This window comes from Ferribacterium limneticum, from assembly GCF_020510585.1.
In the GTDB taxonomy this organism is placed as follows: Bacteria; Pseudomonadota; Gammaproteobacteria; order Burkholderiales; family Rhodocyclaceae; genus Azonexus.
The window spans coordinates 4,155,981-4,170,042 of record NZ_CP075190.1; the positions used below are offsets into that span (position 1 = coordinate 4,155,981).

13 protein-coding genes are annotated in these 14,062 nt (G+C 62.7%); 5 read left to right on the forward strand and 8 right to left on the reverse strand.

What is annotated here, in order from left to right:
• Window positions 1-11: 11 nt before the first annotated feature.
• From KI613_RS19835 to KI613_RS19850, 4 genes are all read left to right on the forward strand, one after another.
• Window positions 12-338 (forward strand): metal-sulfur cluster assembly factor, encoded by a 327-nt coding sequence (locus KI613_RS19835; protein ID WP_226402734.1) that lies wholly within the window; start codon window positions 12-14, stop codon window positions 336-338.
• Window positions 339-1,406: a hypothetical protein gene (locus KI613_RS19840; protein WP_226402736.1), complete on the forward strand. Its 1,068-nt coding sequence runs from the start codon at window positions 339-341 to the stop codon at window positions 1,404-1,406.
• The gene (locus KI613_RS19845; RefSeq protein WP_226402738.1) at window positions 1,403-1,795 is read left to right on the forward strand and encodes a hemerythrin domain-containing protein; all 393 of its coding nucleotides are present in this window, start codon (window positions 1,403-1,405) and stop codon (window positions 1,793-1,795) included. The genes KI613_RS19840 and KI613_RS19845 overlap by 4 nt, the downstream gene beginning before the upstream one ends.
• A gap of 229 nt (window positions 1,796-2,024) precedes the next feature.
• Complete coding sequence (locus tag KI613_RS19850) at window positions 2,025-2,990, forward strand: AAA family ATPase (RefSeq protein WP_226402740.1); 966 nt, start codon at window positions 2,025-2,027, stop codon at window positions 2,988-2,990.
• A gap of 28 nt (window positions 2,991-3,018) precedes the next feature.
• On the opposite strand, the gene KI613_RS19855 is transcribed toward KI613_RS19850, so the two are convergent.
• The 8 genes from KI613_RS19855 to KI613_RS19895 form a co-directional block, all read right to left on the reverse strand.
• Entirely contained in the window at window positions 3,019-4,050 is a 1,032-nt protein-coding gene (locus tag KI613_RS19855; RefSeq protein ID WP_226402742.1) for an endonuclease/exonuclease/phosphatase family protein, read from the reverse strand.
• Between the two features lie 192 nt (window positions 4,051-4,242).
• Window positions 4,243-5,031, reverse strand: coding sequence for a DnaJ domain-containing protein (locus tag KI613_RS19860; RefSeq protein ID WP_226402744.1), 789 nt, complete (start codon window positions 5,029-5,031; stop codon window positions 4,243-4,245).
• A 139-nt stretch (window positions 5,032-5,170) separates the two neighbouring features.
• Window positions 5,171-6,337, reverse strand: coding sequence for a Na+/H+ antiporter NhaA (gene nhaA, locus KI613_RS19865; RefSeq protein ID WP_226402746.1), 1,167 nt, complete (start codon window positions 6,335-6,337; stop codon window positions 5,171-5,173).
• Window positions 6,334-7,962 carry a sensor domain-containing diguanylate cyclase gene (locus KI613_RS21430; RefSeq protein WP_404826957.1) on the reverse strand — a complete coding sequence of 543 codons (1,629 nt, stop codon included), beginning with the start codon at window positions 7,960-7,962 and terminating at the stop codon, window positions 6,334-6,336. The genes nhaA and KI613_RS21430 overlap by 4 nt, the downstream gene beginning before the upstream one ends.
• A 140-nt stretch (window positions 7,963-8,102) precedes the next feature.
• A complete protein-coding gene (locus KI613_RS19880) occupies window positions 8,103-9,521 on the reverse strand; it encodes a nickel-dependent hydrogenase large subunit (RefSeq protein WP_226402752.1) in 1,419 nt (472 codons plus the stop codon).
• The gene (locus tag KI613_RS19885) at window positions 9,518-10,519 is read right to left on the reverse strand and encodes an NADH-quinone oxidoreductase subunit B family protein (RefSeq protein WP_226402754.1); all 1,002 of its coding nucleotides are present in this window, start codon (window positions 10,517-10,519) and stop codon (window positions 9,518-9,520) included. Before KI613_RS19885 ends, KI613_RS19880 begins: the two co-directional genes overlap by 4 nt.
• Complete coding sequence (locus KI613_RS19890; RefSeq protein ID WP_226402756.1) at window positions 10,516-12,006, reverse strand: sigma-54-dependent transcriptional regulator; 1,491 nt, start codon at window positions 12,004-12,006, stop codon at window positions 10,516-10,518. The genes KI613_RS19885 and KI613_RS19890 overlap by 4 nt, the downstream gene beginning before the upstream one ends.
• Complete coding sequence (locus KI613_RS19895; RefSeq protein ID WP_226402758.1) at window positions 12,003-13,682, reverse strand: hydrogenase maturation protein; 1,680 nt, start codon at window positions 13,680-13,682, stop codon at window positions 12,003-12,005. The genes KI613_RS19890 and KI613_RS19895 overlap by 4 nt, the downstream gene beginning before the upstream one ends.
• 167 nt (window positions 13,683-13,849) lie before the next feature.
• Here KI613_RS19895 and KI613_RS19900 point away from each other — a divergent pair, with 167 nt between their 5' ends.
• Window positions 13,850-14,056 (forward strand): hypothetical protein, encoded by a 207-nt coding sequence (locus KI613_RS19900; protein WP_226402760.1) that lies wholly within the window; start codon window positions 13,850-13,852, stop codon window positions 14,054-14,056.
• The last annotated feature ends 6 nt before the right edge of the window (window positions 14,057-14,062 follow it).

A 14,062-nucleotide genomic window follows, 5' to 3' on the forward strand; every position in this document is an offset into this window, starting at 1 on the left:
GTCTCGCTCAAATGACCGCTGCCCTCGATACCGAACAGATCCGCGCCGCCCTGCGCAAGGTGGTCGACCCCGAGGTCGGCGCCAATATTGTCGATCTCGGGCTGATCTACCGCATCGAACTCGACGGCAGCCAGCTGCTCATCGAAATGACCATGACTTCGCCGGCCTGCCCGATGGGTGAAATGATCGTCGACGACGCCTACGCCGAACTCGACCGCATCCTGCCAGCCGACTGCCAGCCGGAAATCCGCCTCGTCTGGGAGCCGCCCTGGGCGCCATCGATGATGAGCGAAAAGTGCCGCCTGAGTCTGGGCTGGGACGAGGCAGACAACGCGTAAATGGCTGATCTCAAACTCGGCGGCCGCTTGCCGCTGCTCTTTTTTGGCATGCTCTCGCTGCTCGGCGGCGTCATGGCCGGCCTCGGCCGCCTTGGCTGGGATGTTCCCGGCCCGGCCATGCAGGCCGCCGGTGTGCACGGGCCACTGATGATCGCCGCCTTTTTCGGCACGGTGATCAGCCTTGAACGCGCTGTCGCAGCGGGCCGGAGCTGGGCCTACCTCGCCCCCTTGGCGGCCGGGGCCAGCGGCATTGCTCTGCTCGCCGGCGCACCGTTGCTGCTTGGGCAGATGCTCGGCAGCCTTGGCGCAATCGGCCTGATCGCCGCCAGCGCCGTTGCCCTGCGCCGCCAGGTCGCCGTCTTCACCATCATCCTGACCCTGGCCGCCGGCTGCTGGCTGGTCGGCAACCTGCTCTGGCTGGCCACCGGCAACGTCAGCGCTGCCGTCGCCTGGTGGCTGCTATTTCTCGTTTTGACCATCGCCGGCGAACGGCTCGAACTGACCCGTTTTCTCCCCACGCCGCCGCTCGCCCAAAAGCTGTTCATCGCCATCGTCGGTGTTCTGCTGCTCGGCGCAGTGGCCGGGCTCGACCGGCTTTTTGCCGGCGGATTGATCGCCCTCGCCATCTGGCTGCTGCGTTACGACATCGCCCGCCGCAACATCGCCACCGAAGGGCTGACCCGCTTCATCGCTGCCTGCCTGCTTTCCGGCTACGCCTGGCTCTTTGCAGCCGGCCTGCTCGGGCTGGCTGGCGCCTTTGCTCCCGGTCATGAATGGCGCGATGCAGCCTTGCACGCCATCGGCCTCGGCTTTGTGTTTTCGATGGTCTTCGGCCACGCGCCGATCATTTTCCCGGCCGTCACCCGCATCAGGATCCCCTACCACCCGGCGCTTTACCTGCCGCTCGCGCTGCTCCACCTGACGCTGGCGCTGCGGGTGTTCGGCGGCCTGAACGACAACTTTGACCTGCGCCACACCGCCGCCCTGCTCAACGGGCTGGTCCTGCTCATATTTATTGCAACGCTGGTGACACTAGTCCGGCGTAACGCCAAACGAGGTGCCCGATGAAACGCCATGCCGCCCTGCTGCAACTCTCGCGCGAACACCACCACGCCCTCAAGCTGTCCCGACTGGCCCGCTTTGCCAGCGACTCCGGCCACGCACTGGCCATCGCCGAGGCGGCCGAGAAGATCATCGAGTCTTTTCCCGAAGTGCTCGAACACCATTTCGAGACAGAAGAAAAAGACCTGCTGCCGGCGCTGGCTGCCGCTGGCGCCAGCGTCCTGGTCGAGCGCACGCTCGCCGAACATGCCGAACTGCGCGACCTCTGCCGCTGCATGCCGGAAGCGGACAGCGAAATCCTCGCCCGCTTCGCCACCCTGCTCCACGACCATGTCCGTTTCGAGGAACGTGAGGTGTTCGAAACGGCGCAGCGACTCCTCTACCCGGAGCACTGAACGCTCCAAAGAGGGGCACAAATTGTCGGATTTCTACGGTCAACTGGAAAAAACCGCCAAATTTCAAATCGCCATTTCGCCTTGTTCAAAGGCCGTAAAGCCACACCCACCAAGGGTTAGCGCTCCTTCTCGAGGCCCGTTGCTCGAAACCGGGAACGGGATATGCTTGATTGAAACCGTAGCACGCTGGATCCGTTAACCGGTCTAAGAGCGCATGGAGGAAGTCATCATGGCACACAGTGAAATCCGACTCTCGGTCGCTGAAGAGCGCACCATCTACGACGTGGCGGCCATCGATCGCGCCATGGAAGAGGCAGCCGGCAATCGCAACGAAGCGCTGGCCAGCCTCTACGACAAGATGAAGCAGCGCGGCGGCGGCCGTTTCCTGATCCGCCCGACCGGCGCCGACATGATCGACGAACTCTACGACACTTGCCCCAATTTCAGCGACGTGATCGACGACCTCAAGAAGTACGTCGCCCTCTCCGTCGCCGGCAACGAGCCGATGAGCTTCACGCCCATCCTGCTGCTCGGCGAGCCGGGCATCGGCAAGACCCATTTCGCCCGCGAACTGGCCAACCGTCTGGGTACCGGCCACGAGTTCATCTCGATGAGCTCGCTGACTGCCGGCTGGGTGCTGTCCGGTGCCTCGTCGCAGTGGAACAACGCCAAGCCGGGCAAGGTGGCGCACACGCTGGTGCATGGCGACTACGCCAACCCCATCGTCGTGCTCGACGAAATCGACAAGGCTGGCGGCGACTCGCGCTACGACCCGATGGGTTCGCTCTACGGCTTGCTCGAGCACGATACGGCGCGCGCCTTCAAGGACGAGTTCATCGATATCGACATCGATGCCTCGCACATCCTGTGGGTGACGACGGCCAACGACGAACGCTCGATTCCCGAGCCGATTCTCAACCGCATGAACGTCTACGAGGTGCCGCGCCCGGACCACGATGCGGCGATCAGCATCGCCGGCGCGCTGTACCGCGAGATCGTCGGCCAGCACGACTGGGGTTTCCCGCCGGAAGCCGACGAGGCGGTGCTCGAACGGCTCGGCTCGCTGCCGCCGCGCGACATGCGCAAACGTCTGCTCGCCGCCTTCGGCACGGCCAAGCTGGAAGGCCGCAACTGGCTGGAAGGGCGGGATTTCGAGCAGGCCAGAATGGGGCGGAGCCGGAAGATCGGTTTCTAGGCAGAAGGTCGGGCGCTGCGGCGCCCGATCAAACCTCTTCGATGCGGACCGACACCGGAAAATGGTCGCTGTAGCCGTCCAGATTGACGTTTTCAGCCACGTCGCCACTTGGCAGCCCAAAGCGTATCGGCCCCTCGCCGACGCGATGGCTGACCATGGGCGGATAGGCCTCGATGCGCGCACTGCCGTCGACCGTGCGCCAGCCGCTCTTCCCGGTCAGCAAGCCGCTTGAAATCAGGATCTGGTCGAACAGGCTGGCATCGCTGCCGAAATACAGCGTGCCGTTGAGCAGGCGCTGGTTGCCCTTGCGGTCCTGCGTCATCGCCGTCAGGTATTCCCAGCTCAGGTTGTAGAACCTGGCGCTCTTCGTCCGCGTTATATCGCCCCTGTCGCGCAGGCCCTGGGCGTGGATGGTGATCGACGGGTCGAAGGGTTCGTCGTTGAAGTCGCCGAGCGCGATGACTGCGACGCTATCGCCCTTCATTTCCCGTATCCTTCCATGCCAGTAGGCTAGCGTCTCGCCAGCCGTGGCGCGGAAACCTGACGAATATTCCGCCCCGTCGCCGGTCGACGAAGATCTTGAAGGCCAGTGGTTGGCCAGCATCACGAGTTGCTTGCCGGACGGTGCGACGAAGGTGATCTGCGTGATGTCGCGCGTGCCGGTCTGGCGCATGACCCAGTGCGAAAACAGCTCATCCATCTTGGCGGTGAACTGGTTGGCATCGAACAGGAAAGCGGTATCGATGCCGCGCTGATCGCGCGCCGAATCGACATGAACGAGCTGGTAGTTGCGCGCCGGCAAGCCCTGATTGAGCTGATCGGCCAGCGCCTGCAGGGCAAAACGGTTTTCGACCTCGCACACCCCCAGAATATCGGGGCCGGCACCGTCCTTCATGCGGACGATAATCGAGCCGAGCTGGGCGATCTTGCGCTTGAACAGCGTCTCCGACCAGCCCTTGAGATCCTTCTGCATGGCCTTGGCGATCCACGGCTCGCGTGCTGGAAAGCCTTCGGGCGCAAAGAGGTTTTCGAGATTCCAGAAGGCAATGAGCGCGGACATTTTGGACTCCTTCGCTAGCGGATCGGGCGGATCAAGCCCCGTGCGGCAACAGTTCCAGTCTAATAAGCAAGCAGCGGAATTACCAAGGCATTTTCAGCCGGAACTCGGCGGGATCGACTGCAAGCACCGGCATCGGATCGTCGATCCCCGACCGCCCTCTTTGCTGCTCCGGATGATTTTCTGGATGGGAAATCATTCGCCGGACGAGAAACTGCGCCCACGGAAACGCTCGATTTCGCGCTGCCGGCGGGCCAGATCCTCTTCTTTCGCCCGCCGTTCGGCCTCTTCCTTGCGGCGGATTTCTTCCGCCCGGGCCCGCTCGGCCTCCTGCTCGGCCTGCCGCAGATTGGCCGAGACTTCGGCACCGAGGCGTCGGGAGTCCTCTTCGAAACGCCGTTGTTCGCGTTCCTGCTGCTCGACGAGGCGCTGACTCTGGCTTGCCTCGCGCTCGGCCTGCTCCTTGCGCTTCATGTCGGCCAGCAGCAAGTCCGCCTCAGCCCGGCTCGCGGCGCGAATGCCGTAGGTCTGGTAAAAATCCTGGAGATAAACCTTTTCGGCCGCCGGCGATGCCGGATCACTGCCACTCAGCGCCGAGGCCCGCTGGTAGGCCATGTAGGTCGCGCCGATCTGCATGACCATGCCGAAAATCATGAGCCCGGCGATGATCGTCAGCAAGCGCCGGATCGGGCTCCATTTCGTCGCCTCCAGCGCCACTTCGATATGCATGGTCTGGTCGGCCAGCGCCGGCGCGACACCGCGCGTGGTCAGGCCGGCATCGTAATCCGAGCGGCGCGACGGACTGGAAAGCACTTCGTAGGCGTGCTTGACCAGCTTCAGGCGAAACTCTGCCTCGGTCGCCCCGAGCGGACTGTTTCCCGAAGCCAGCTCGCGCGAAATTCTCAGGTAGGCGGAGGTAATCTCGGCCAGATCGGCATGCGAGCTCACTTCCAGCAAGTCGTAATAGGTTGTTGTCTGCTTCATGCGTTGCGCTTTTCAGGCCGGACTAGCGGCCAAGCATACCAAAGGCATGCGCCGGATAGCACCCTGCGAATTTCAATTTTCGCTGTTTTTTCCGGTTGACCGTGAAATGTCACGGTCAACCGGAAAAAACACTGAATTTTTAAGTGTTACCGGGCGAACTGGAAAATCTCAGCCAGACAAAACCGAGCGCCCCGGCTACCAGCGATGCCATCAGGATGGCCATCTTTGAGGCGTTGACGAGCTCCACGCTGCCGGCGAAAGCCAGGTTGGTGATGAAGATGGACATCGTGAAACCGATGCCGCCGAGCAGTCCGGCACCCAGGATGTGACGTCGCTTGAGATCGCCCGGCAGGGCACAGACACCGACCGCCACGGCGAGCAGGCTGGCCAGCAAAATACCCAGCGGCTTGCCAAGAACGAGACCGCCGAGAATGCCCAGGCTGTTGCTCGACAACAGTTCCTGCTGCCAACCCGCCGAGATGACGATCCCGGTATTGGCCAGGGCGAAAATGGGCAGAACGACAAAGGCGACGGGCTTGGACAGCAGGTGTTCCAGGTGATGCGATGGCGACGATTCATCATCGCCATTGCCCGAGAAAGGAACGGCGAAAGCCAGCAGAACGCCGGCTATGGTCGCGTGCACCCCGGATTTGAGCATCAGGAACCACATCAATGCGCCGCCCAGCAAGTAGGGCAGCAGCGCCATGACGCGCAGGCGATTGAGTATGAGCAGCAGGCCAAAAACGGCGAACGCCGCCAGCAGGTAAGCTGGCGAAAACTGCGTCGTATAAAAAATGGCGATGACGACAATGGCGCCCAGATCGTCCATGACCGCCAGCGCCGTCAGGAAAACCTTGAGCGAAGCCGGCACCCGGCTGCCCAGCAAGGCCAGCACGCCGAGCGCGAAAGCGATGTCAGTCGCCATCGGAATGCCCGCCCCGGCCTGCGTTGGCGTATCGGCATTCAGCGCAAAGTGAATCCCCGCCGGAACGACAATGCCGCCGACCGCAGCGATGATCGGCAACAAGGCCTTGCGAAAATTCGACAACTCGCCGACATAAAACTCACGCTCCAGCTCCAGCCCGACAAACAGGAAAAATACCGCCATCAGCGCATCGTTGGCCCAGTGCTCAAGACTCAGCCCGGCCACCTTGATGTGCCAGAAATCCAGATAGGCCGAACCGAAAGACGAATTGGCGACGAGCAGCGACAGGATCGTGCACAAGATCAGCACGATGCCACTCGATTTTTCCGACTCGAAAAAGCGGTTGAAGCTGATGGAGAGTGTGGTCTGAAGATCGGTCATATTTTTCCTTCGGCGGGGAGCGACTCGGGCGCCATGGCGTAGCAACTGCGTCCATTCTTTTTGGCGACATACATGGCCAGATCGGCCGCCTTGAGGAGTTCCCCCGGCTCGCTCAAGCCATCGCTCATGGCGATTCCGATCGAAACCCCGAGTGAATGCGCGACATTTTGCAGTTCGATCGGTGTGGAAACCACATCGATGCACTTGGTGGCGATTTTTCTCGCTATCTCACCGCTATTGTCCCCCAGATCGGCAATGACAAAAACGAACTCGTCGCCCCCGACCCGGGCCAGGGTATCGCTTTGGCGAACCAGCCCGGACAGGCGTCGCGCCACCTCGACCAGCGCGGCATCGCCGTATTCGTGTCCCAGTGCGTCATTGATCGGCTTGAACCCATCCAGATCGAGAAACAGGACAGCGACTTTCGACCCATTGCGCTTGGCGCGGGCGAAGGCCTGCAGCATCCGGTCAGCCAGCAGGTTGCGATTGAGCAGGCCGGTCAGCGGGTCATGATGCGCCATGCGCTCAAGCGCCGTCTGGGTTAGCGAAAGTTTTTCCAGCAAGCGATTGAAGGCGGCCGTGAGATGGCCGACCTCGTCATCCCGGACCACCGGCAACGGCTTCAACGGAAGCTCCCCCTGAGTCATGCGTTCAGCTAGATCGGCGGCGGAAAATAGCGGGCGCAGCAGAAACCTGAAGACCAGACCGATGACGACGCAGACAAAAATGACGGCGAGAATCCCGTATTTGACAATTCTCTCCTGCACTCGCGTCACCGCCTCGAATGCTTCGGCGGTCGGCATTCTGGCCACGACAAACCAGCCGGTGCTTGGCACGTCAGCTACAGCCGCCAGTTCCTCGGTGCCTTTCGCATTGACTGTCACCCCGGCCCCGCGAAAGCCCTGCATGGCGCGATCATGCAAAAGATTAACGCCGACCGGCGGCGTGGGTTTCAAAATAAGATCGGGATCGCCAGCCGCAACGAAAAGACCATCCTGCGGCGATATCAGCAAATACCCGCCGGAATTTCCTATTTTCCCGTTAAAGACCGGCCCGAGAAAACCGGGAGAATCCAGCGCGCTAATGCCTATAAGGACAGCCTGAACGACGCCCTGGTTATCCTTCAACGGAGTGCCCATGGGCAGAACCGGCTTTTTGGTAAAAACGCCGAATTGCGGTTTCCCTATGCCGGCATTCCCGGCCAGGGCTCTGACAAAATCGGGATAGTGGGCAATAGACGCCCCTCTTCGCCCGGGAACCGCAGGAAAGTCGGCAACGATGGTCCCTTGTTTGTCGGCCACTACCAATCCGAGCAAAAACACCGGATTGAGCTGGTGACGCTCGGCCAGCCAGGCGGTCAACTGCTCAGGCTGCTTGACTATCTCAAGCGGAAAGCTTGCTCCGAGACGACTCAGCATGGTCCAGCGCGTCGTCAACTGATGATCGACATCGCCAGCGACGGCCTTGGCCAAAGCGATTTGCTGAGCAGAAACAACCTCAATCAAATCTTCGCGCAAAAACTTGCTGAGAAAAAAGTAGCGCGCCAAAGCGCCGGAAACGACAAGCAACACCCCAAACAGAATCATTCGGGTAACAAGGCTTTTGGAAATTCTGCTGAGGTTCATTCGGGGGATTGGGGCTTACCGGCTCTAGGTCTGATTTATGGCCGCATTGTCGCTCTTAAAATTGGCCAGCGGCAGAGTTGATTTCAGCCCAAAACCGCCAAAACCCTTTCCCGCGCACGACAATCCAAAAACGCTCAAGGCTAATGCACGGTACACACCATGCACGGATCAAACGAGCGCACCACATGCTGCACGGTCGGCGGTGCGCCCTCGCCAGCCGGCAGGCCAACGAGGGCCTGTTCGAGCGGGCCGGGCTGATTGGAAGCATCGCGCGGCGAGAAGTTCCAGGTGGTCGGGGCGATGATCTGGTAGCGCTCGATGTGGCCGCGCTTGATGCTCAACCAGTGGCCGAGGCTGCCGCGGGCTGCTTCGACGAGGCCGGTACCGGTGGCGTCGTCGGGCATCTCGCCGTGGGCGCAGAACGGTTCGCCGGGCTGCAGGGCATTCACCCAGCCTTCCATGGCGGGCAGGACGAGGGCGAGTTCGAGCAGGCGGGCGACGACGCGGGCCATGACGCTGGCGCCTTCGCGCTGCACCAGGTCGCGGGCCAGTGGGTGGCCGGCGACGACCTGGCGGGCCAGCGCACCGACTTCGTAGGGCTGGCCGGCATAGCGCGGCGCCTTGCACCAGGTGTAGGCGTCGGGCTTGTTGGCGTCGACGATGGTTTCGCCCTGCGCCGGGTGGCGCGGTTGGCCGGCCGCCAGCCAGGCACTGGTCGTGTCTTCATCAATGGCGACCGGGTCGAAGGTCGCTGCCTGCCCGGCTTGCCAGGTGCCGGCCGGAAACAGATCGTAGGCGCCGTACGACAGGAAGGCGTCGTAGGCGCAGCCGAGCTTGTCGAGACCGAGGTCACTGGCGGCGTGCAGGAAAGCGGAAAAGTCGCCGGGCCGGCCATCGGCCCACGCCAATAGCTGATCCTTGCTGGCCAGTTGGGCGACGGCGGCCAACGAGTCGCCGAACAGGCGTTTTTCGAGAAAGCCGCGGAACTCACGGAGCAATGCCAGCAGGCGGATACGCTCGCCAACCGTGATCGCCCGCGTGCTGCCGCCGGGCTGGATGGCCAGCGTGTGCGGCCAGCGGCCGGCGAGAAAGCCCATCAGTCGGAGAAAACCGGCGCGGGCCGGCAGCACTTCGGCGGCTGCGTCACCCCTGACCGCCGTGAAACGCTTTGACACGGCGCCATGCCAGCTTCGGTCGGCATAGGCCGGGCGAGCAAAATCGGGCATGAAAAAGAGGTAGAAATGCGTCAGGTGATCGGCCAGGTTCTCGGTGGCACATATCAAATTTCGCGATATTTTCCCGTTGACCGTGGGAACGACCCCCATCGCCTCGGCCAGCGCAGAAGCGGCTGCCGCCGACTGAGCCACCGAGCAGATGCCACAGATGCGCGGCACGATGGCCAGCGCATCGAGCGGGGCGCGGCCAACCATGATTTGTTCGAAACCGCGGAAGAGCGGTGAATTGACCTGCGCCGACTGGATGCGGCCGGCCTCGACGTCGAGGCTGACTTCGAGATCGCCTTCGACGCGGTTGAATGGCCCGACGACGATGCGCGTCACTTGCTGCCGCCCTTTTTGCGAACGGCCGGCATGACCACCGGGTGATCCTCGACGGCGTTGTTGCGCACGCGCTTCGGCGTCGCCGACTTGGACAGCGCGGCAAGCGCGACGAACCAGGCTTTCGGCATGTCGGTCGGCAAGCCGATCGGGATGCCGGCCAGCTTGGGCGTTTCCTGAAAGGCGTGGCCGGGCGACTCGAAACCGGGTTCGGTGCAGGCGATGCAGGCAAAGCCGCCGCGCAGGCAGGAGCCGCTGCCGTTCCACGGCCGCAGGTTGCAATCGGCGTGCGCCTGGGTGCCCTTGCAGCCGAGGTTTTCCATCAAACAGCCGAGGTCGGACTGCTTCATGGCACTGGCCTTGAATTCGTAAAACTCGTTGCGGGCGCAGCCGTGATGGACCAGTTCGCCGGCGTAAAGCAGCGGACGGCCGTATTCGTCGAGGTCTTCCGGCCTCAGCCCCTCCAGCGCGGCTTTTTCCAGCGTGTCGACTACCCAGCCGGGATGCGTCGGGCAGCCGGCGATGTTGATCACCGGCAAGGCGGCCGCCGACTGGAAACCGGCGCCGAGCAGGCCGCCCGGCGTCTGTTCGTCGAACTGCAGACCGCAGGCTTCAAGCGGATTACCCGGCGTGTTGGCCGAAAAACCGCCGTAGGCCGTGCACGAGCCGATGGCGAAAACCCATTTGGCGTGGCGGGCCAGACGGGCTACCCATTCGGTCAGCGGCCGGCCGCTGCCGGCCATCAGGTGGAATTTGCCGGTGCCGTTCGGGCCGCGCAGCATGGCCCCTTCGATGCACAGGGCGTCGAAGGCGAGTCGGCCTTCGGCACAGTCTTCGAGGATAGCGAGCGCTTCCTCACCGCTTTCGACCGAGAGCGCCGGATGCCAGAGAAATTCGATGCCGGCATCGCGCAATTCGTCGAACAGCGAGCGCGGCTCGGAACAGAGCATCGACTGCGTGCAGCCGCCGCAACCGCCACTCTGCAGCCAGAGCACTTTCATTCGGCCTGCTCCAGCCCGTGGCGAACCAGCTTGGCGCGCAGGCCGACGCGCGACAGGCCGAGTTCGCGGGCAGCCCGCGACTTGTTCCAGCGATGGCGGTTCATCGCTTCCTTGAGAACGTGCATTTCGAGTTGGTCCATGCGCTCCTTGAGGCCGCCGCTCAAGCCGGCAGCCCAGGCCAGCTCGTCGGATGGCTTGTTTTCATCAAACTCGCCAACCGGCGTGCGCAACACGCGTGGCGACAGAAGGTCGGCGCCAAGCAGCGGTGTCGTAGACAGCGCAACCATGCGCAGGATTTCGTTCTGCAGCTCGCGCACATTGCCCGGCCAGCGGTAGGCAGCGATGCTGGCGAGTGCCTCGTTGGTGAAACCTTCGACCGGCTTGCCTAGGGCATTGCAACTGCTATCGAGCAGGCGGCGGGCGAGCAGCGGCAGGTCCATCGGCCGGTCGCGCAGTGGCGGCACGTGCAGGGCAATGGTAGCCAGACGATAGTAGAGATCTTCGCGGAAGCGACCGGTACGGACATCGTCTTCAAGATCGCGGTTGGTCGCGGCGATGACCCGAACGTCGACATGGACCGGACGATTGCTGCCGAGCGGGCGGAACTCGCCCTCCTGCAGTACGCGCAGCAGCTTGACCTGGAAGGCCGGGCTGGTTTCGCCGATTTCGTCGAGGAACAGCGTGCCGCCATCGGCCTGCTGGAAAAGGCCGACCCTATCCTCGCCGGCCCCCGTGAAGGCACCGCGCTTGTAGCCGAAAAGTTCGGATTCGAGCAGGGTATCGGGCAGGGCGCCGCAGTTTTCGGTGATGAAAGCCTTGCTCGCCCGGCGGCTTTCGTAGTGGATGGCGCGGGCGATCATTTCCTTGCCGGTGCCCGATTCGCCAGTGACCATGACCGACAGGTCGAAGGGCGCAACACGCCCGACCATGTCGCAGACGGCGTTGATCGGGCTGCCCGGGGCGCGGATCAGACCGGCCAGGCCGAAGCTGCTTTTGACCTTTTCCTGCTTGCTGTCGACTTGTCTTTTCAAGACTGGTTCGGCGGTGCGCAGGTCGAGCGACAGACGCTGGTTTTCCTGCTGCAGGCGCCAGACTTCGGCGGCGCGCTGCAGAGTCAGCAGCAACTGCTCGGGCTGCCAGGGCTTGAGCAGGTATTGCCAGATGCCGGCTTCGTTGACGCCGGTGATGATGTCCTCGGCGTCGGTGTAGCCGGAAAGGATGATGCGCACGATGTCCGGCCAGCGGCTACGCACTTCCTTGAGAAACTGGACGCCGGTCGTCCCCGGCATGCGCTGGTCGCAGAGCACGATGCGGACGGCTTGCTCGCGCAGGAGGATTTCCATGCCCTCATCGGCGCTCGACGCGCAGAGCACCTCGAAATCTTCTTCCAGCGTCCGCCGCAAGGCTTCCTGCGAGCGCACCTCGTCGTCGATGACGAGGATGGCCGGCAAGCGGCGCAGGCTGCTGTGGGAAGACGGAAGGGTCATGCCGGAACTTTCCAGTCGAGATCGCGGTGGCGGGCAAGGTGGCGCGGCGTCCACGAATGCGCCGAGCGGGAGACGAAATGATAGCGCGCGACATGGTACGAGGGATCGAAGCCATAGAAATTGCGGCGCATTTCGGTCATTTCCTCGGCGCGGTAGGCGGCCAGCGGTTTGGCGGCTTCGTCGGCGTGGCGTTTGGCCTGCTTGGCGGCGAGTTTTTCGGGGAAATCCGGGGCAGCGGCCAGTTCGGCGGCGCGCCGGGCGACATCGACGGCGAAGCCGGGACCGGGCAGGCAGGCGTCGTAGAAGCCGAGCTTGACGGCTTCCGGCGCCGTCATCGGCAGGCGGTGGCGCATGATGGCCTTGGCCCCGTCATCACCAACGCGTGGCGGCAACAGGTAAGTCCAGAACTCCGAGCCGTAGAGGTTGCCCATATTCTTGTAATGCGGGTTGAGCATGACCCCATCGCGCGCCCAGACGAAATCGGCGGCCCGCGCCAGGAAGCAGCCGCCGGCCCCGGCATTGCCGCCGACCGCGGCCACGGTGAGTTGCCTTTCGCAGCGCAAAATGGCCTCGGCCAGATCGTCGATGGCGTTGATGTTGGCCCACGACTCGTCGGCCGGGCTTTCGGCGGCTTCGATGGTGTTGAGGTGGATGCCGTTCGACCAGAAATCGCTGCCGCCGCGCAGCACGATGACTCTGGTTGGCCGCGTCGTTGCCCACTGGAAGGCTTCGGTCAGCCGTCGGCATTGGCCGGTGCTCATCGCGCCGTTGTAGAACTCGAAGCTCAGGAAACCTACGCCGCCGGCCTCCTCGTAGGCGATGTCCTGCCAGGTCGGGGTCAAAGATTGCCAATAGCCGCCGTCTAGCGGCAACTCGGGCAACTTGGCAGCTTCCGTGAAAGCCAGCGCTGTCGGCAATTTGATGCCGCCAGCTGGCTTGACGTGGCCTATCCACACCGCGCCATCAACCGTCGCCCGACAGATAGCCGTTTCACGACGGCCGAGCAGGCTGCCCGGCTCGCCTTGCAGGCTGGCCTCCGGCCAGGCATCGAAAAGATGGCAGGGCTGGCCGAACAACTCGTCGGCGACACCGGGAAAGCCGTCGGCGGCATTGAGTTTGGCCAGGATGGCGGCGCTGGTTTCGGTTTGCCAGTCAATCGCGCGGTCAGCCTGTTTCATCAACGCGTGAGCCTGCCCCGGTACGCGCTCAGGTTTGAAATTTGGCTCTTTTTTCCGGTTGACCGCAGCAATTACCGCCTGCACGGCGGCCTCGGTGACTTCGTTGCGGTAAATCGACGCTTTTTTGGCCGGGCGCATCGGAAAGCTCGCCGATGCCCAGACCGGACCGGCATCCATCTCGGCTTCGGCCTGTAACACTGTGACGCCCCACTCCCTGGCACCACCTTGAATCGCCCAGTCAAGCGCCGACGGACCACGATCGCCGACCGGACCCGGATGAACGATCAGGCAGCAATACCGCGACCAGATTGATTCGGGAATCGCCCGTTTCAAAAAAGGCGCAATGATCAGATCAGGCTGAAACAAAGCCACAGCCTCCTCGGAGACCGCATCGGCAATGTCAAATTCGATACTGATTTCGTGACCGTGTGTCATCAGCTCGCAATAAAGGCGCTGGGTCAGACCGTTGAAACTGTGGGTAATGAAGAGAATTCGCACGATTTACAGTTCTTTACAATTCATGTCAGGAACCTGAAGCTAGGCAGGGCGGGGCTTTGCGGGGAGCGGTGTCCCATGCCGCATATCTCTATAACTTTCGCGATATATTTCAGACACTTGGCTTTGTCTACGATGCACATCAATAAAAACGGGATCAGGGAACAACAATGCAAACACAGCAAAAGCGAGTCAAACCGCAGGATCTTCCCGTCAGCCGGGCGCCGCGTCCGGAATACGTTGCCGCCATCCGCTATCCGGACGGTCGTCGTGACCTGTTCCACATCCGCAATGCCGACAATTACGCCGACGCCCGCGAACTCGTCATTTCCGAAGTCGGCGACGTGCTGTCGGTAATGATCGCGCTGCGCCACTAAGCCGGT